The sequence below is a fragment of the Antarctobacter heliothermus genome, assembly GCF_002237555.1.
Lineage (GTDB): Bacteria > Pseudomonadota > Alphaproteobacteria > Rhodobacterales > Rhodobacteraceae > Antarctobacter > Antarctobacter heliothermus_B.
The window spans coordinates 135,632-154,176 of record NZ_CP022541.1 but is presented as its reverse complement, the minus strand read 5'-3'; the positions used below and the strand labels follow the sequence as shown (position 1 = coordinate 154,176).

Genomic DNA, 18,545 nt, shown 5'->3' with positions numbered 1-18,545 from the left:
TGGGGTCCTTCCTTGGTATTTCTATTGGTGGCGCGGGTGTCGCGCAGGTGTTCACGCCGGTCGGTCAGGCGGCGGTGTCAGTCTTTGCCAACAGCCGATCCAGCCCGCGATGCAGCCCGGAGAGGGCCTCTCCGGTCAGGGGTTGCAAGGGCGCGCGTGGGAGACCGCCGCCGGGCAGGCCGAGGTAGTCCATCGCCGCCTTGGTGGCGGGATAAAGCGTGCGGCCCTCGGTGACAAAGAGCTTTGTCAGCTCTTGCGCACGGCTTTGCAGGGCCCATGCCTTGTCGATCTCGCCGCGCTGAAGCATCGGCCAGACATCCAGAAGCGCGGTCCAGACATTGGGGAAGCAATCGACCAGACCGTCACATTTGGCCAGCATCGCGGGGACGCCAATGGTGGACGACGGGCCGCAATAGATGCCGATGCGGTCGCCCGCCACCGCCAGCGTGCGGTGAAAATTCAGCCAGTCGCCCGAGCTTTCCTTGATCGCGACGACGTTTTCCAGATCGGCCAGTTCATCGACGATCTCAGGCACCAGCGCGTTCCCCGCGTTGCCGGGAATGTTGTAAAGCATGATCGGCAGCGGGGCCGCGTCCGACACAGCCTTGAAATGGGCAATGATCTCTGCCCGGCTGAGATGGGCAAAGAAGGGCGGCATGACCAGTGCGGCGTCGGCCCCGGCCTCTGCGGCGTCCTGCATGGCGGCGATCACGTCGCGGGGTGTGATTCCGGCGGCACCGACGATGGTGGTGCCGTCCTTGCCCACGGCCTTGCGGGCCGTGTGATACACCTCGCGGCGTTCCTCTGGCAGCAGCGCCCAGAATTCGCCGGTGCAGCCTGCTGCGACCACGCCGCTGGCGCCGGCCTGCCTCAGGCGTTTGATGTTGGCGGCCATCGCGTCGTGATCGACCTCATTGCCCTTGGTAAAAGGCGTGGTGATCGCGGGCATGGCCCCGGTCCATGTGATGGAATTTCTATCCACTGTCTTACCTCGGTGTTTTACAGGGGGGCCAGCGCGTCGTCGGCGCGCAATGCATCGCAGACGGCACCAGCGGCCTTGCGGACGGTCGACACCACAAGGTCGATCTCTTCCGCTGTGACGGTGAAGGGCGGCGAAAAGGACACCGCGTCGCCGTTGGGCAGAGCGCGGCTGATGACTCCGTCCTGAAGGGCAGCGCGCACGATACGCGGCGCGACCTGCAGGCCGGGATCGAATTTCTGCCAGCCGTCGCGGGTGGGGCGGGCAAATTCCACCGCCGCCATCAGACCCTTGCCACGGGTTTCGGCCACGATCGGCAGATCGGCGAAGGCCTTGGCCAACGCGTCGTTCAGATAGTCACCCATCTGGCCCGCGCGTTCGACAAGGTTTTCCTCTTCGACGATGTCCAGATTGGCCAGCGCCGCCGCAGCCATAACGGGATGTGCGGTGTAGGTGTAGCCGTGGCCAAAGGCGCCGTATTTGGCACTGCCCTCACCGGAAATCACCTGCCAAACCTTGTCCCCGACCAGCACGCCGGACAAGGGCGCATAGCCTGAGGTGATGCCCTTGGCGACGGACATCAGGTCCGGCTTCATGCCCATGCGTTCGCTGCCGAACCAAGTGCCCAGACGACCAAAGCCACAGATCACCTCATCGGCGATCAGCAGGACATCGTAGCGGTCAAGCACTGCTTGCATGGCGGCGAAATAGCCCTCTGGCGGCACGATCACGCCGCCTGCGCCCATGACGGGTTCAGCGATAAAGGCGGCGACGGTGTCGGGGCCTTCGGCGAGGATCAGATCCTCCAGTTCCTGCGCGAGACGGGCGGAAAACGCGGCGTCGTCCTCTTCCGCGTTCCGGGTCCAGATGTTGTGCGGTGCCGACACATGGCGGATCATCGGCAGCGGCAGGTCAAATCCTGCGTGCAGGCCGGGCAAGCCGGTCAGGCCACCGGACAGCACGGTGACACCATGATAGCCGCGGTCACGCGCGATGATCTTTTTCTTGTTCGGCAGGCCGCGCGCGTTGTTGTAATACCAGACGATCTTGGCCTGCGTGTCGTTGGCGTCCGACCCGGACGCGCCAAAGAACACTTTGGAAAACCCGTCGGGCGCCTTGGCGATGACCCGTTCGGCCAGAATGGCCGCTGGTTCCGTCGCCATTGAGCTGAAGCCGTGGAAATAGCTGAGCTTGCGGGCCTGATCGGCCAGCGCATCGGCAATGCGTTCGCGGCCATAGCCGACGTTGACGCACCACAGCCCGGCCATGCTGTCCAAATGGCGCTTGCCGCTGTCGTCGGTAATCCAGCAACCTTCGGCGCTTTGGGCCATCATCAGAGCGCCGCTTTGCTCATGGCCTTGTGCCATGCTGAAGGGGTGAAAGACAAAACGCCTGTCCAGATCGCGAGTGTCGGTCATGTCCGGCCTCCTTTCCATGTTGTTGTTTATTTGGACCGCATCGGGATGACCGACGCGGGTGTGGTATCAAGATTCAGCCGCGCGCCGTTTTCCGTGGCCTCGAAGAGGTGGATGGCGTCGGATTGGAACCGCAGGGCGACGGGTTGACCAACGTCAAGACGACGACCCGCCTCGACCCGCGCGCTGATGCGGCTGTGGTCAGGCAGTTCCAGCGTGACGATGGTTTCGTGGCCGGTGTTTTCGGCCAGCCGCACGGTGGCGGGCAGGCCGTCGCCGGTGCCGATGCTGACGAATTCAGGGCGTACGCCCAGCACGGCAGCGCCGTCTTTTAGCGAGGCGACAAATGTCGTGCGGTCAATGGGGACGCGGTGGCCCGCAATCACAAAATCTCCGCCATCGACCGCGCCGTCGATCTGGTTCATCGGCGGCGTGCCGATAAAGCCCGCGACAAAGCGGTTGGCGGGGCGATTGTAGATCGTGTCGGGCGTGTCGAACTGCTGGACCAGACCGCCGTGCATGACGGCAATACGGTTGGCCATTGTCATGGCTTCCAGCTGATCGTGGGTGACGTAAACCATGGTCTTGCCCAGACGGCGGTGCAGTTCGATCAACTCGGCGCGCATGTAGCTGCGCAGCTTGGCATCAAGGTTGGACAGCGGTTCATCCAGCAGGAACACCTGCGGTTCGCGCACCAGCGCCCGGCCAAGCGCCACGCGCTGTTGCTGGCCGCCGGACAGTTCCTTGGGCTTGCGGTGCAGGAATGCGTCCAGCTGCAACAGCTCGGCGGCCTTTTGCACGGCCTCTTCGCGGGCCTTGCCCTTGATGCCGCGCTTCTTCAGCGGATAGGCGATGTTTTCCGCAACGGTCATGTGCGGGTACAAAGCGTAGCTTTGGAACACCATGGCGATATCGCGTTTGCCCGGTGCCAGATCGTTGACCAACCGGTCACCGATCATGATCTCGCCCGAGGTGGGAAAATCCAATCCCGCCAGCATCCGCAGCGTGGTGGATTTGCCGCAGCCCGAGGGGCCAAGCAGGGCGACAAATTCGCCGTCGTGGATGTCGAGGTCCAGCTTTTCCAGCGCGACATAGGTGCCGAACCGCTTGTGGACGTTCTTGAAGGATACGTTGGCCAAGACTTGGCTCCTTTTTTCGTCAGCCCTTGACGCCGCCGGCACCGAAGCCGCTGGTCAGGTAGCTTTGCAGGAAGGCGAACACGACGATGAGCGGCAGGCTCATCATCACCGAGGCCGCCATCAGCAGGGACCATTCGATGTTGAACGCAGAGATGAGCATGGACATCACGCCGGTGGTCAGCGGGGCCACGGATTCCGAATTCACCAACACCAGCGCGTAGAGGTATTCGTTCCACGACAGGATAAAGGTGAACAACGCGGTCGAGATGATGCCCGGCAGTAGCTGGGGAAAGATCACGTCACGGAACGCGCCGATGCGGCTGGCCCCGTCGACAAGCGCCGCGTTTTCCAGATCCTCTGGAATGCCCTCCATGAAGGAGCGCAACAGCCACAGCGCATAGGGCAGCGCAAAAGTGGTATGGGCCAGGATCAGGCTGACCAACGTGTTCGAGATGCCGAAGCTGACCATCATCAGGTACAGCGGAATGATCAGCACGACTGAGGGCAGCAGGTAGGTGAACAGCACCAGCATCGCCAGCGTTTCGCGCCCACGATAGGTAAAGCGCACAAGGCTGTAGGCCCCCAGCGTTCCCAGCGCGACGACAAAGATCGTGGTCGACGTGGCCAGCACCACCGAGTTGCGGAAGTAGAGCAGGAACGGCGTTTCCGACAGCAGCCGCCAGTAGTGTTCAAAGGTGACGGTTTCGGGAATCCATGTGGGCGGAATGCGGAACAGCTCTGTCTGTGGCTTCAGCGATGTCACGATCATCCACAGCAGCGGAAACGAGATCAGCAGCACGATGGACCATGTGATGAGGTTCAACAGGATGGGGCGGAGGAGTTTCACGCGCGCTTCTCCTTGGTCTGGCGGATGTAGAGGATCATGAACACCAGCATCACCAGCATCATGCCGACGGAGTAGGCCGCCGCCTGTCCCATGCGGTTCAGGCCAAAGGCCTCTTGGTAGACCAGCAACGACAGGGTCTGCGTCGACGTCACCGGCCCGCCACCTGTCAGCAGGTACAGCAGGTCGAATTCCTTGAAGTCCCAGATCGCGCGCAGCAGGATGATAACCGTCAGCACCGACCGCAGTTGCGGCAGGGTCACGTCCCAGAACCGCGCAATGGGGCCGGCGCCGTCGATGCGGGCTGCCTCGTACAGGTTTTCGGGAATGGTTTGCAGACGGGCCAGCACGGCGATCACCACAAAGGGAAAGTATTTCCACGCGCCGACAAGGATCACGCCGATCATCGCGTTGGGCATCGAGCCGAGCCAATCCAGCGGCATGTCGATGATCCCCAGCTGCATCAGCCCGTGATTGAGCGCGCCGTAAAGGTCATTGAACAGCCATTTCCAGACCAGAACGGCCACGACAGTGGACAAGAAGTAAGGGAACAGCACCAGCGACCGGGCCAGTGCGCGAAACCAGATGTTCTGGTGCAACAGCAGGGCAAGCCCGACACCGGCGACGATTTGCAGGCTCAGCGTGCCAACGGTCCAGACCAGCGTCACGCCGAGCGAGTTCCAGAAGGCCTTGCCGGTCAGCAGTTTGACATAGTTATCGGCACCGACAAAATCGCCCTCCAACGTGGGGGTGTAGATAGAGAAGACCGATAGGTAGATCGCCGCCAGCAACGGGTAGACGATCACAATACTGAAGACGAGGATGGTTGGCGCGATCAACAGCACGCCAAGACGGGCATAGGACCGTTCTAGCGGCGAGTTCGAGGCACGCGGCGGATCTGTGGCAATGGCGGTCATGTCATTTCCTGAAGAGAGAGGGGCCCGGCGGCGGGAATGGATTCGCGCCGCCGGGCCGGAGTATGGCAGGTTGGGGAGGAGGTCAGCCCGCCATAATCTCTTCGATGCGCTTGGTGGTTTCCCCCAGCACGGCATCGACGTTTTCATCGTTCAGCACGATGCGCTGCACCATCTCGGCGATCACGCCAGAATTGACGACCTCGCCCGCCTTTGTATTTGGCTTGTGCGCCGTGCTTTCCCAACCAAGGTTGAAACCGTTCGCAGCGGCGCGGGACATAATGTCGACCTCTGCGGAATACTTCTCGATGATCGGGTTGTTCTGGTATTCGGGCATGTCCGCGATGGTGGAGAGCACCGGCAGAACGTGGCCGGGGGCCGCGTGCAACTGCTGGATGTAACCTTCGGGATCGTAGAGGAAGGCGGCAAACTGCTTGGTCGCGTCCATGTTTTCGGCGGCCTTGGGGATGAACACCGACGGGAAGTCATTGAAGGTCCACGGCGCGATGTCTTCGGATTTGGTCGGGTAGACATCACAGGTGATGTGATCGGCAATGCCGGGGTTCTGAGCGTTCACGTTGGTCAGAACGCGGCCGGTATAGATGCCGGTAGCACAGGCACCGGACACAAAGGCCGTCAGACTGTCGCCCCAGCTGTAGTTGGTGGCACCCGGCGGGCAATACTGGCGCATCGCCTTGTAGAATTCCAGCGCTTCGCGGGTTTCGGAGCTGTCGATGGCCACGTCCAGATCAGGTGAGAACACCATGCCACCGGCCTGATGGATCACACCGATAAAGATCAACGAGGTCATGGAATTGCGGCCATAGGGCAGGGGCGCGCCGTAGATGCCGCCGCCTTGCATTTTCTCGCAGGCGGACAACAGTTCGTCCCATGTGCGGGGGTTCTTGTCGATGCCCGCTTTTTCCATCAGGTCGGTGCGCAGCCAGATCACGTTGGCGGCAGAGTTGCCGATCGAGGTGCCGGCAAACTGGCCCTGGTCGATTTCGTAGATGCGGTTGACGCCGTCATAGAACTTGTCCGCACCGATCATGTCGATCACGTCGTTGAACGGCTCCAGCAGGCCGGCGCTCCAGTAGTTGGAGACTGCAAAGCTGGGCAGGTGGGTGACGATGTTCGGGACGTCGCCGCTGGCGAAAGCGGCGGCAAGTTGAGGGGCATAACCCTCATCTGACGTTTTTTCGAACACAACTTTGACGTTCTGGTGAAGCGCCTCGAAATTGGCGATCTGGGTCTTGTAGGCGGCAAGCTGTTCTGGTGAGGACTGCGGCGACCACCAGCGCAGGGTGATCTGCTCCTGTGCCTGGATGCGGCGGGGCATGAGGGCGGCGGCACTCGCTGCGGCCATCCCGGTCAGAACTGAGCGACGCGGCAGACCCGCGTTCATCCTATTATTGGTGGTCATTGAGACACTCCCTGTTGGCAATGTTCGCATATCGAACATATGTTCGTAATATTGGCGGGGCGAATCTCGAATCGCAAGCATTTTTTGACGAAGTAGCAGTCTTAAGAAGGGTTCCGCTTCGTCCATGCCGGTGATAGTTCGTATCGCGCACAGAAAGTGAGATTTCAGATGGCAAAACCTGTTGTAACCCAACCCGTTCAGGCCACCAGCGACACCCGCTTGGGCACGGTGACGCCGGATGCAGGCGAAGAGCAGGAAAAACTGTCCAGCCGGGATTTTGTCAGTTCGCTGTCTCGGGGTCTCGAGATCCTGTCCAGCTTTAGCCGTACCTCGCGTAAGATGACCCTGTCTGAGGTGGCTGCCGAAACCGGCATGAGCCGCGCCACCGCGCGCCGCTTTTTGCTGACACTGGTGAAAGAGGGCTACGTCGTCACCGACGGCAAGCTGTTCGATCTGACGCCCAAGGTGCTGGACCTCGGGTTTTCGGTGCTGTCCAAGATCGGCATCTGGGACCGCGCGCGCCCCTTCATGGAACGGCTGTCCGAACAGACCGGCGAAAGCTGTACGGCGGCCATTCTTGACGGATTGGACGTGGTTTATGTCGCCGGGGTGCAGGCGCACAATATCATTAGCGTCGGCATCACCGTGGGCAGTCGCCAGTCCGCATTCTATACGGCGAACGGCCGGGTGCTGCTGGCCGCGCAACCCGAAGAGAACTGGGACGGCATCATCGCCAATGCGCGCCTTGTGCCACGCACCCGCCACAGCGTCACCAACAAGGCTGAACTGCGCGCAGTTCTTTCCGAGGTGCGCGATCAGGGTTGGGCGTTGGTGGATCAGGAGCTGGAAGAGGGGCTGCTGTCCATCGCCATCCCGCTGAAATTCCGCTCTGGTGTGCTGGCCGGGTCGATCAATGTCGCCGTGCCCTCTATCCGGGCAACGCGAGAGACGATGATCGAAACTTATCTGCCAAAATTGCTGGAAACCGCCGAACAGATACAGTTGTCACTGGCGCATTAGGCGCGCCAGCGGACGGGGCTATAGGGGGCGGGGTCAATTGGCGGCTCGGCCCCCAGTGCCATGGCGGCGGCGCTTTGCCCGACAATCGGCCCCAAGGTATAGCCCGCGTCCCCCGGCAGGGCCAGAAAGACCCGGCTTTGCGGATGGACAGGGCCGATCGTGGCCTTGCCATCAACCGGCGTGTTGTACCCCGCCCAGGTGCGCAGCACCCGCAGCCCGCCGATGCCCGGCGCGATCTGCGCCGCCAGCGCGACATTGCCCAGCAGACTACTGCTTTGGATGCGCGGGGCCCGGGTGACATCCGCTGCCAATTGCGCATCCCAGCCTCCGCCGATCACCACCTGACCAGAACGGAACTGTTTCAGCGTGATGGGCCGTTCCGCGTGCTGGACAAGATGGTGAATCTGGTAGTCGCCCGCCTCTGTGATGTTCATGTGCAGAGGTTCGGGTGGCGTGGTCAGGGACAGACCCAAGGGCGCGCTAAGCGCCTCGGCCCCCCAAGCCGCGGCAATCAGGATGGCGCCGGCGGTATAGGCGCGCGTCCCGTGGGCGGTTGGCGTGGTACCGTCTTCTATCCGGGTGATCCGGTCGTGAACCATCCGCACACCCAGCACGTCCAGCGCGGCGCGCATCTTTCGGTTGGCGATCAGCGGGTTCAGCTTGCCCTCATTCCGGCACAATTCGGCCCCGACGATCTGCGGTGACAACCATGGCGCAAGGGCGTGCAGCGCGTCGCGGTCGAGGATCTCGACGTCCAGCCCCTTGCGGGTTTCACGCTCGGCCTTTTGGTGCAGAAAGTCCAGTTGCGCGGCGTTCTCGGCCAGCATCAGGCCGCCTTCGCGGGTCAGTTCGACACCGCCCAGCCGGGTGTCCAGCGCCTCCCACGCGGTGACGGCGGACAGGTACAACGGCAATGAGCTTTCGAGGTTGTCGGCCAGATGCGGGTTCAGCCGCAGAAAGCGGCTTTGCATCTGGACGTGCAGGCTGCCCGCGTTGGCATGGGATCCAGCGTTGCGTGCGGCATCCACGATGGTGACGCGCGCGCCCGCCTCGGCGGCCATCAGTGCGGCGGTCTGGCCGGTAATACCGCCGCCAATGATCAGCAGGTCGGTGTCAGTCATCAAGGTCGTCCAAGAGCGCCTCTGCAGCGGTGATGGCGGCAATGTCGACGGGTTTGATCGGCACGCGGGGCGCGAAATAGGACAGATCGCCCAGCGGTTTGCCCTGACGGCGGGCCATGATTCCGGCCACGGCGGGCGCGCAATAGCGGCCCTGACAACGGCCCATGCCGATGCGGGTGGCGCGTTTCAGCGCGCCGATGTCGGTCGGATCGTCATCCAGCGCGGCGTCTAGCTGCGCTTTGGTCACCTCTTCGCAGCGGCAGATATGGGTGTCGGGCGCGGCCTCTTCGGGCAGGGGCAGATCGGCGGCATAGACCCGCCAGAGCGCGGATTGAAAGGCGCGGTGCCGAGTGAGGTCCGTCCGGTCCCCGGCACGCGTCCCGCCGCCACAGACAGCATGGCCGGCAATACGCCCCTCGACCATGGCGGCGGGCGCGCCGCCCAGACCGCAGCAATCACCAATCGCATAGACCCCGGACACAGAGGTTTCACAGCTGTCGGACCGGGTGACGCGCAGCTGATCAAAGCGCGCGTCATAGGTCATGTCACAGCCCAACAGTCGCAGGATTTCGTTCTGCGGCTGAAAACCGAAGTTGAGGCAGACCGCATCGGCGGTGACAGTGCGGGTCTGGCCCTTGACGGAATAGGTGATCTTTAGCCCGTTGGCGGTCTGGCGGATGGCTGTCGGCAGCGCGTCATGGGTGGGGCGTACCCCGTGGCGACGCAGCCCCGCCAACATCGCCATCCCCTTGCGCGCCAGACCGGGATCGCGACGGATCATGTCAAAGGTCGCGGCAGGGCGCTGCCAAGCGGCAGGAGCGGCCTCTGCCAGCGTGACGATCTGCGCGCCGCCATTGGCCAGCTCCAGCGCCACCTGCGCCACCAGCGGACCGTTGCCGAACAGCGCAACGCGCTTGCCCGGCAGGGTGCGATAGCTGCGCCACAGCGTCTGCGCCGCGCCCACGGTCATCACGCCGGGCAATGTCCAGCCGGGGATCATCGCGGGACGTTCATAGGCCCCGGTGGCCACGATCAGTTTTTGTGGTGCGATGGCATAGACCGCATCCGGGCCGGTGGCCATGATCTCTGGCCCGTCAAAGGCACCCCAGACCTCTGTCTGCGACAGGATCGTGACGCCGGCCTCTTGGGCGGCCTGCACAAGGGCGCGGCCCTCGGATTGTTGGGCATCCAGCGGCGCGCGCGCCGGGTTGGCGTCCTGTTTGAAATACTGACCGCCGGGCACCTTGCGTTCGTCCAGCACCACCACCTCGGCCCCGGTTTCGCGGGCGGTGATGGCGGCGGTCAGACCGCCCGCGCCGCCGCCGACCACCAGCACAGAGGGCGTCAGCCGTTTCGGTGTCAGGTCACGCGGGGCAGGGGCCGTCAGCGGAGGGCGGGCGACTTGGGTGGTGACGGTCATGCCATCGCGCGCCGGGGTCATGCACGCCCGTTGGTTTGGCCGGCCATCAATGGTGACAAGGCAATCCTGACAGACCCCCATGCCGCAAAAGATGCCGCGCGCCGCGCCCTGATCGGTCAGACGAAAGGCGCGATGCCCGGCCTGCGTCAACGCCGCGGCCAGCGAGGAGTCGGCGGGGCAGGTGATCTCTTGCCCGTCAAAGGTAAACCGTAGCGTCATGCGCCGTCCCCTTGCAGGATTTTCCGACGCGCGTCCAGCAGCCGGGCCAGCGCCTGTTCGCGCCACGCTCGGCGGGCGGGCAGGGCGTCCTCTGGCAGGACGGCGCGACGCTGTGCCTCGACCTTGTCAACAAGGGCAGGGGACCAGTCGGGGGCAATCTCTCCCCGGTCGCGCCCAATGGTGGCATAGGCGGGGCCAAGCCGTTCGGCATGTCCGCGCACACCGCCCGCCGTGTTCAGATCGGCGGTTTCAAACGGGCCGGACAGCGCCCAGCGGGGGCCAAGCCCGTCGCGCACCAGTGCGTCCAGCGCGTCGACGCCGATCACGTCCTCATCGACCAGCCGGTAGGCCTCGCGCAGCAGCGCGCTTTGCAGGCGGTTAAAGACAAAGGCGGGCACCTCATGACCCAGCCGCGCCGGGTCAAAGCCACCCTGCCGGAACAGTGCCTCGGCCCGGTCCATCGTCTGGGGCGTGGTGCCGGGGGCGGGGACCAGTTCCAGCACGCGCAGCAGGCTGGGCGGATTGGCGGGATGGGCAACAAGGCATCGGGCCTGATCGACAGGGTCGGGCAGGATCTGCGACACGGTTATGGCCGAGGACGCCGTGGCGATGATCGCAGTGTCGCCGCGCGACAGCAAATCGCGGAACAGTGCCTGTTTCACCGCCAGCCGTTCCGGCCCGGCCTCAATCACCAGTGGGGCCGCGATACGGTCCGGCAGGGCCGCGATCAACTGAGCCGAGCCTTTTGGGGTGGGCAGACCGGCAAGTGACATCGCCGCGCCATGGCGTGTGACCAGATCCGGGGCGCTGGCGCGCGCGTCGTCTGACGGGTCGCAGAGTGTGACATTGAACCCGGCGGCCAAAAAGCTGGCGGCAAAGCCGCAGCCGATGGGGCCCGCCCCGAGGATCAGCACGCTTGGCATGTCATTCATGTTGCTCGACTCCCGTGTGTTCGATATGTGAACATTTGTGCGAAATGATGAAAGGCGTCAAGGGCGCCGTGAAGGAGAAGACCGATGTTGGACGGCAAGACGATACTGGTGACCGGCGCGTCAAAGGGCATCGGCCAGGAAATCGCGCGCGAAATCGCCGCGCAGGGTGCGCGGGTTGTGGCGCATTACGGGCGTGACCGTGCCGGGGCCGAGGCCGCGATGGACGGCGTTCCAAAGGAGCGCGCCATCCTGTTGCAGGGCGATCTTGCCGCCAAAGAGGGCGCCGAGGCGATGTTCGCCGAGGCCATCGCCCTGACCGGCGGGCTGGATGGAATCGTGAACAACGCCGCTGTGATGCATTTCGCCGGTGGCATCGACGATCCAGATGACGAATGGGACCGCGTTTGGGAAGAGACCTTTCAGGTCAATGTCTTTGCCGCCTCCGCCCTGTTGCGTGCGGCGGTGCGTCATTTCCGCGAACGCGGCGGTGGTGAGATCGTGGGCATTTCCAGCTGGGCGGCGCAAAAGGGCGTCACCAACCCGCAGACGATCGGCTATGCGGCGTCCAAGGCGGCGTTCAAGGCGGCCTTGCAGACCGTGGCGACGGGCTATGCCCGCGACGGCATCCGTACCTACATCATCGCGCCGGGCGTTGTGGACACCAAGATGAGTCGCGATTTCGCCCAAAGCCAGGGCGGACGGCATGTGGTCGAGGATCGCCTGACGATGGGGGAATTTGTGCCGCCCTCTGATATCGCGGCGCTGACGGCCTTTTGCCTGTCGGGACGCTGCCGCCACCTGTCCGGCGCAACGCTGGACGTAAACGGGGCCAGCTACATTAGGTAACATGCGCCGCGTATCGGCCGCCTGACCAGATCAGGTGGTCGATGCAATTGGCAAACGGATCTCAAAGGCCGTGGTGCCATCGGCACAGGACACGCCGATATCGCCGTCATGCGCCTGTGCGATCGAGGCCGAGATATACAGCCCAAGCCCAAGACCCAGGCTTTTGCCTTCGGTGTTGGAGCCGCGCCGAAAGGGGCTGAATAGATCCGCGTGGAAATCATCGGGAATGGGCGCACCCCGATTGGCCACGGTGATGACGACCTCATCGCCCTCTGTTCGGCCGCGGACCTCGATCGGATGCCCTGGCGTGCCATGCCGCACCGCATTCGATACCAGATTGGACACGGCCTGTGCGATCCGGGCCGGATCGCACCGCACGGGCCCATTCAGCTCAAGGTCCAGCGCAACTTCCCGATCCGGGGCGGTGACGCGGATTTCCTCGACCACATGGGCAATCGCCTCTGCCAAGGGCGCGTCAGGGACGGCGGCGATGCGGATACCACGCCCAAAACGCGACCGGGCGTGCAGCATGATGTTGTCGATCAGCTCATTCATCCGATACAGCGACGACTTCATGAGCGGTATGATGACCTGCGCGCGCTCTGTCTGGGCTTCGCGTTCAAGCTGCCGCAAGCCCGCGCCAAAGGCGGCCACCGGGTTGCGCAGGTCATGACCCAGAACAGCGATGAATTCTTCCTGGATCTGGGTCATCTGGCGCTCATGCTCCAGATTGTGTTCCTGCGCTTCCAGCCGTTCGACGGTCTCAAGGCTTTGCCCGATGATGGAAGCAAACATTTCCAGCATGGCAACCGCGCGGGGATGTTTGACATCGCGCGGTTCCCGATCAATGGCGCAGAGTGTGCCGAAAAAGCTGCCGTCGCTGCGGTAGATCGGCAGCGATGCATAGCTGGCGATGCCGAATTTCAACGCAATAGGGTGGTTCTCGTAAACCTCATCGGTCGCGGAATCGTTGAACAGCACCTTTTGGGCTGTGTCGCGCACGGATTGGCAAAAGGTCGATCTGATCTCGATCTCATCCCCGGACTGCAAACCGAATTGCGTCTCATCCACGGTGCGGCAGGCGACCCAGCGATCGGCCGTCACGCGGGCGACCGCCGCGAAACGCATGCCGGTGGCCATCATGACGGTTTCCAGAATGGTCCCCACCAAATCGCTGTTGGCAAGGATCTCGATGTCGGCCTGAAAATCGTGCACCTGCGCCAAATAGGCCGCATGGTCCTGCAGGGTCACACCGTCATGCGTTTTGTCAGTCATTGAATGTCCGATCTTCCGGGCCTTGTCCCCGTCACATCCGCAGTATCATGTGGGTTTTGACGGGGACAAGGCAGATCGGGTTTTCCTACACTTTTAGACGGGGTCGGGCGCGAAGATCTGCGGATAGAGGGAGCGCATGGCGACTTCGTCAAACTCTGCCTTGAACTCGTGGTGATCTTTCAGCGCCTGCGCCCGTGCGGCGGCGGGGCGGGCGTCAATGGCTTTCATCAGGCGGTCGAGATTGGGGTATTTCTGCATGATGTTGTCATCACCCAGCATGTAGGACAGACGCGAGCCCCAGCCCCAAACCGCCATGTCGACGATAGAATAGGTATCGCCCATCATCCATTCGCCCTGCGCCAGTCGGTCTTCGACGATCTGCCAATGGCGGCGCGCCTCAAAGTCATACCGTTTGACCGCGTAGGGCGGTTTTTCCGGCGCGAAATTGCGGAAATGGACCGCCTGCCCGGAAAATGGGCCAACGCCCGAGGCCACGAACAGCATCCACGACAGCAGTTGGCCGCGCTGGTCCGGGGTGCCCATGAACTGCCCGGTCTTTTCGCCGAGGTACAGCAAGATGGCATTGCTGTCGAAGATCACCGTCTCATCATCGGTCAGCACCGGAAGTTTGGCGTTGGGGTTCAGCGCCTTGAAGGTGTCGGAGTGCTGTTCCGCCTTGCGGGTGTCGATGGGGACGGGTTCATAGTCCAGCCCCGACTCTTCGAGAAACAGCGCCACCTTCATCGGGTTGGGCGCCATGTTGTAGAAAAAGCGGATCATGTCAGGCTCCTGCGGTTTGCGTAAATACGGCGCCCCGATAGAGGGGGCGCCGCGTTGAGGATCGGACGATCAGGACGCCAGTTTCAAGTAAAAGGCGTAGAGCTTTGGCAAGATCGAGGCCGGTTCCGGGTGCCCCAGCGCCTGCGCGGCGTGATAGGGCCAGGCCGGGTCACGCAGCATCCCGCGCGCCAGCGCCACCAGATCGGCCTTGCCGCTTGCCACGATGTCGTTGGCCAACTCGGCCTCGGTGATCATGCCGACGGCGACGGTGGCCAACCCGGTGTCCTGCTTGATGCGGTCCGCGAAGGGCACCTGAAAACCGGGTTCCGGTTTCTGCTGCGCCAGGCGCATCCCTGCCGGGATGCCGCCGCCCGAGGCGTCGATCATGTCGACGCCTTCGGCCTTGAGCGCATGAGACAGCGCAACCGTGTCGTCCAGCGTCAGCCCGCCGCCCTCACCATCAACGCAGGAGGCGCGGTAGAGCAGGGGCATGTCGTCGGGCAGTACGGCGCGCACGGCGCGGGCCACCTCGACCGCCATCCGCATCCGGTTTTCCACCGGGCCGCCATAGGCATCCGTACGCTTGTTGGCATAGGGCGACATGAATTCATGCAGCAGGTAGCCATGCGCGCCGTGGATCTCGACCCCGTCAAAACCCGCCTCAATGGCGCGCTTGGCCGCATTGGCAAAATCCTGCACGATTCCGGCGATTTCCGCGACCGTCAGCGCCTGAGGCGTATGCCAACCGTCGCGGGCGGGCACGGCAGAGGGCGCATAAGTCTGCCAAGGCGGCTCTGTGCTGTCCGGGTCCAGTGGCCCCATCCCGTCCCAAGGCCGCATGGTCGAGGATTTGGCACCTGCATGGTTGATCTGGACAAAAACTGGGATGCCCTGCGCGCGGTAGAGATCGGTGATCTCACGCCATGCGGCAACCTGTTCGTCATTATACAGACCCGTGCATCCCGGACTGATCCGGCCCTCGGCGGAGATGCCCGTCGCCTCGACCACCACAGACCCCACGCCAGAGGTGGCGTAGCGCCCATGATGGGCGCGGTGCCAGTCGTTCGGTATGCCGTCGATGGCCTGATACTGGCACATCGGCGCCAGCATGATCCGGTTCGGAAAGGTGACACCGCGCAATTTGAAGGAGGTAAAAAGCGGAATCTCGGTCATGCGGCCTTGCTTTCAAGCTCGTCCATCAGACGGTCCAGCTCATCCATGATGCCCTTGAGCCGCTCCGCTTTGGCCAGATCCTCGGCCCCGAGCGAGGCAAAGGTGGTCAGCGGCGGACGCACGTCGCCCACGGGATAGCCCGCCTTGGCGGCCAGCACCTTGGAATAGCACTGATGCCCGTAGGTCGGGTGACCCTCGGCGATGACATGTTCAATCACGGTGATATGGCGCTGGATGCGCTTGGCGTCCTCGATCCGGCCTGCCAGCAGCAGATCCCAGATCCCGGTAGAGGCGCGCGGGATGTAGTTGCCAAAGGGGTTCACATAGCCAACGGCCCCCAAGAGGAAGCTTTCGACAATGCGCTCACCGGCGAAGACGTTCATCACGCCGTCGGTTTCCTCGATGATGTCAAAGACGCGGGCGACGTCCATCGACGCCTCTTTGATATACCGCACCGTGTCGAATTCGCGGGTCAGACGCCCGACCAGCTTGGCCGACATGTCCACGTTGGACGTGACCGGGTTGTTGTACAACATGATCGGCAGACCGCAGGTCTTTGTGATCGTGTCGTAATAGCCGACGATCTCATCTTCGGTAGGTGTGTAGTAATAGGGCGGAATGATCATCAGACCCTGTGCGCCCGCCTCTTCAGCCTCGCGCGCATAGCGGGCGGCGGTGGGGCTGTGTGCGTTGGCGGCGCCGACCAGAACGTCGATGCGGCCGTTCACATGGGCCACCGTGTCCTCGATGTAGCGGCGACGCTCATCATCGGTGACGGTCAGGAACTCACCCGAGGTGCCAAGGATGATCACCCCCGGCACGCCCTGCGAGATCTGCCAGTCGATAAAGCGACGGTTGGCCGCCAGATCGATGTCGCCGCCATCCTCGGTAAAGGGGGTGACGTTAACGGAATAGCTTCCGCGGAATTGTTTCATGTCTGTCTCCAGGAGTCTTACAGCGCCGCCCAGCCGTGCTGGGCAAGAATGTCATGGCTGGCGCGAATGTCGCCTTCGGGGTCGGTGTCGGGCAGATTGGCGTCCGAGATCATCTCAAGCACGGTTACCTTGTCATAACCGATGTCCTTGAGCGCCTGCATCACCGGTGCGGGATCGACGATGCCGGTGCCTAGGCGCTCATGTTTAAACACATCCGCCGGGCTGTCCGAGATGTGGACGTTTTCACACAGGTCACCCAACAGGCGGATCGCATCGCCCGCGTCTTCCTTTATGTAGACGCCGTTGCAGACGTCATAGTTGACGCCGATGTCGCCGATCATGCCGCACAGGTCCTTCATGTCCTGCGCCGAGGGGCGGTGCGTGAAGGGGACGTTTTCCAGCAGGATGCGCACGCCGGTGCCCTTGGCATGCTCGACCACCTTCTTGGCTGATTCGACAAACCAGTCGTCCAGCCATTGCTTGGGCGGGTCGATCAGCCCGCCGTAGGCGCCGGGGATCATGACCACATAGGGGCAGTTCAGTTCCGCCGACATGTCGATCGCCTCGCGGTAGCGATCCAGCGTGTAGTCGCGCATGTGGCGGTCTGGGGAGTTGGGGTTGTTGTCGATCAGCGGATAGCAGAACGAAGTGATCTGCGTGCCTTCGCCATCCAGCCAGGCCTTGTATTCCTTAATGTCGGCCTCTGACAGATCGGACGGCCAAGAGTGCGGTGGGAAGATCATGAGCTCAAACTTGCTGTAGCCCATGCCGTGCAGATGGCGCAGGGAATCCAGACCTGTCCGGGAGTAAAGATAGGGAAAGGTGCTGGCGGCGACCTCGAATGCGGCCATTGGGGAACCTCCGTGTCGGTGAATTCGTCGATCGAATTCTATATGTTCATTATGCGTACAAAAGTTAGTATAGCGAACACATAGAGCGGTTCAACGGGGTTTTTGCACGGATGCGATACGATCTTGCGATCATTGGCGGCGGGTTGGCGGGCACCGCCACCGCCTATTATGCCTGTCTGGCCGGGGCGCGGGTGATCCTGCTGGAACGGCGGGACGTCAATCTGGGCGCATCTGGGTCGAATGCCGGGTCGATCCATGCGCAGATCCCCTTTGATCCGTTCCGCAATCTGGGTGTGGATTGGGCGCGCCACTACTCCGAAGTTTTGCCACTGTTCATACAGTCCATCGGCCTGTGGGAGCGGTTGGAACAGGAGTTGGGCGGAGATCTTGGGTTTGTCGCCAAGGGCGGCCTGATGGTGGCCGGGTCGGACGATGAAATGTCCGCTCTGCGTATCAAGGCAGACATCGAACGCGCGCAGGGTCTGCGAATCGACCTGTGGACTGGCGATGATCTGGACCGTCACGCGCCCTTTCTGACCGGCGGGTTCCCCGGCGGTGCCTTTTGTCCGATCGAGGGCAAGGCCGATCCGTTCAAGGTTGCGCCGCTGTTCCTGCGGCGCGCGCGTGAGGCGGGGTTGACCCTGCGCCGCAACGCCCCGGTGACGGCTATTGCGCCAGAGCAGGGCGGCTTTGCCGTGACCACGGGCGATGAGGTGATCCACGCGACCCGCGTCGTAAACGCCGCCGGGGCGGATGCCGCCGCCGTCGCGCGGATGGTCGGCGTATCTGTCCCGATCGAGGCGCACGCCATTCAGGTCAGCGTGACTGAAAAGCGCCCGGCCCTGCTGCCGTGGCTGCTGTATTTCACCTCTGAAAAGTTGACACTGAAACAGGCTGCCGAGGGCGGCTTTCTGATCGGCGGCGGCTGGCCCGCGCGGATGCGCGGCGGCCCGGTGGTCGATCATCGGTCGGTTTTGCGCAACCTTGCGCTGGCGCAGCGGCTGGTGCCCGGTCTGGGCGACGTCCAGATCGTGCGCAGCTGGGCCGCGCTGGTGAACGGCACACCCGATTGGCGGCCCGTACTGGGAGAGGTGCCGCAGGTGCCGGGGTTCTTCCTCAACCTCTTTCCGTGGATGGGCTTTACCGCCGGTCCAGCCGTGTCCCGCGCCATTGCCGCGCTGGCCTTGGGAGAGACGCCAGATGTCGATTTGGCCCCGTTCTCACTCTGACACCTGTTCGCCGTACGAACTTTTGTTGCC

At 63.0% G+C, this 18,545-nt stretch carries 17 protein-coding genes; 3 read left to right on the top strand and 14 right to left on the bottom strand.

Annotated features, from left to right (window positions below):
- Positions 1-64 precede the first annotated feature (64 nt).
- The 6 genes from ANTHELSMS3_RS23220 to ANTHELSMS3_RS23195 form a co-directional block, all read right to left on the bottom strand.
- The gene (locus tag ANTHELSMS3_RS23220; RefSeq protein ID WP_157733633.1) at positions 65-982 is read right to left on the bottom strand and encodes a dihydrodipicolinate synthase family protein; all 918 of its coding nucleotides are present in this window, start codon (positions 980-982) and stop codon (positions 65-67) included.
- Between the two features lie 17 nt (positions 983-999).
- Positions 1,000-2,397: an aminotransferase gene (locus ANTHELSMS3_RS23215; protein WP_094037418.1), complete on the bottom strand. Its 1,398-nt coding sequence runs from the start codon at positions 2,395-2,397 to the stop codon at positions 1,000-1,002.
- Positions 2,398-2,423: 26 nt separating this feature from the next.
- Positions 2,424-3,533: an ABC transporter ATP-binding protein gene (locus tag ANTHELSMS3_RS23210; protein WP_094037417.1), complete on the bottom strand. Its 1,110-nt coding sequence runs from the start codon at positions 3,531-3,533 to the stop codon at positions 2,424-2,426.
- Positions 3,534-3,552: 19 nt separating this feature from the next.
- Complete coding sequence (locus tag ANTHELSMS3_RS23205) at positions 3,553-4,380, bottom strand: carbohydrate ABC transporter permease (protein WP_094037416.1); 828 nt, start codon at positions 4,378-4,380, stop codon at positions 3,553-3,555.
- A complete protein-coding gene (locus tag ANTHELSMS3_RS23200; protein WP_157733632.1) occupies positions 4,377-5,294 on the bottom strand; it encodes a carbohydrate ABC transporter permease in 918 nt (305 codons plus the stop codon). The genes ANTHELSMS3_RS23205 and ANTHELSMS3_RS23200 overlap by 4 nt, the downstream gene beginning before the upstream one ends.
- 82 nt (positions 5,295-5,376) lie before the next feature.
- Entirely contained in the window at positions 5,377-6,714 is a 1,338-nt protein-coding gene (locus ANTHELSMS3_RS23195; protein WP_157733631.1) for an ABC transporter substrate-binding protein, read from the bottom strand.
- A gap of 168 nt (positions 6,715-6,882) precedes the next feature.
- On the opposite strand from ANTHELSMS3_RS23195, the gene ANTHELSMS3_RS23190 reads away from it, so the two are divergent.
- Positions 6,883-7,734 (top strand): IclR family transcriptional regulator domain-containing protein, encoded by an 852-nt coding sequence (locus ANTHELSMS3_RS23190; RefSeq protein ID WP_094037413.1) that lies wholly within the window; start codon positions 6,883-6,885, stop codon positions 7,732-7,734.
- Here the strand turns inward: ANTHELSMS3_RS23190 and ANTHELSMS3_RS23185 are convergent.
- The 3 genes from ANTHELSMS3_RS23185 to ANTHELSMS3_RS23175 are packed head-to-tail and all read right to left on the bottom strand — an operon-like array spanning position 7,731 to position 11,426.
- Positions 7,731-8,855, bottom strand: coding sequence for an NAD(P)/FAD-dependent oxidoreductase (locus tag ANTHELSMS3_RS23185; protein ID WP_094037412.1), 1,125 nt, complete (start codon positions 8,853-8,855; stop codon positions 7,731-7,733). The two genes, ANTHELSMS3_RS23190 and ANTHELSMS3_RS23185, sit on opposite strands and share 4 nt — an antisense overlap.
- Complete coding sequence (locus ANTHELSMS3_RS23180; RefSeq protein WP_094037411.1) at positions 8,848-10,494, bottom strand: 2Fe-2S iron-sulfur cluster-binding protein; 1,647 nt, start codon at positions 10,492-10,494, stop codon at positions 8,848-8,850. The genes ANTHELSMS3_RS23185 and ANTHELSMS3_RS23180 overlap by 8 nt, the downstream gene beginning before the upstream one ends.
- On the bottom strand, positions 10,491-11,426 hold the full coding sequence (locus ANTHELSMS3_RS23175) for a 3-hydroxyacyl-CoA dehydrogenase NAD-binding domain-containing protein (RefSeq protein ID WP_094037410.1): 936 nt from the start codon (positions 11,424-11,426) through the stop codon (positions 10,491-10,493). Before ANTHELSMS3_RS23175 ends, ANTHELSMS3_RS23180 begins: the two co-directional genes overlap by 4 nt.
- A gap of 84 nt (positions 11,427-11,510) precedes the next feature.
- On the opposite strand from ANTHELSMS3_RS23175, the gene ANTHELSMS3_RS23170 reads away from it, so the two are divergent.
- Positions 11,511-12,272, top strand: coding sequence for an SDR family NAD(P)-dependent oxidoreductase (locus ANTHELSMS3_RS23170; RefSeq protein WP_094037409.1), 762 nt, complete (start codon positions 11,511-11,513; stop codon positions 12,270-12,272).
- A 30-nt stretch (positions 12,273-12,302) separates the two neighbouring features.
- Here ANTHELSMS3_RS23170 and ANTHELSMS3_RS23165 read toward each other — a convergent pair whose 3' ends face one another.
- From ANTHELSMS3_RS23165 to ANTHELSMS3_RS23145, 5 genes are all read right to left on the bottom strand, one after another.
- Positions 12,303-13,547 (bottom strand): GAF domain-containing sensor histidine kinase, encoded by a 1,245-nt coding sequence (locus ANTHELSMS3_RS23165; protein WP_094037408.1) that lies wholly within the window; start codon positions 13,545-13,547, stop codon positions 12,303-12,305.
- A 93-nt stretch (positions 13,548-13,640) separates the two neighbouring features.
- A complete protein-coding gene (locus ANTHELSMS3_RS23160) occupies positions 13,641-14,327 on the bottom strand; it encodes a glutathione S-transferase family protein (protein ID WP_094037407.1) in 687 nt (228 codons plus the stop codon).
- Positions 14,328-14,396: 69 nt separating this feature from the next.
- Positions 14,397-15,500 (bottom strand): NADH:flavin oxidoreductase/NADH oxidase, encoded by a 1,104-nt coding sequence (locus tag ANTHELSMS3_RS23155; RefSeq protein ID WP_094037406.1) that lies wholly within the window; start codon positions 15,498-15,500, stop codon positions 14,397-14,399.
- Entirely contained in the window at positions 15,497-16,435 is a 939-nt protein-coding gene (locus ANTHELSMS3_RS23150; protein ID WP_094037405.1) for a dihydrodipicolinate synthase family protein, read from the bottom strand. The genes ANTHELSMS3_RS23155 and ANTHELSMS3_RS23150 overlap by 4 nt, the downstream gene beginning before the upstream one ends.
- Before the next feature lie 17 nt (positions 16,436-16,452).
- Positions 16,453-17,286 carry a sugar phosphate isomerase/epimerase family protein gene (locus ANTHELSMS3_RS23145; protein WP_094037404.1) on the bottom strand — a complete coding sequence of 278 codons (834 nt, stop codon included), beginning with the start codon at positions 17,284-17,286 and terminating at the stop codon, positions 16,453-16,455.
- 110 nt (positions 17,287-17,396) lie between these two features.
- Between ANTHELSMS3_RS23145 and ANTHELSMS3_RS23140 the strand changes: the two genes are divergently transcribed.
- Positions 17,397-18,515, top strand: coding sequence for an NAD(P)/FAD-dependent oxidoreductase (locus ANTHELSMS3_RS23140; protein ID WP_094037403.1), 1,119 nt, complete (start codon positions 17,397-17,399; stop codon positions 18,513-18,515).
- Positions 18,516-18,545: the final 30 nt, after the last annotated feature.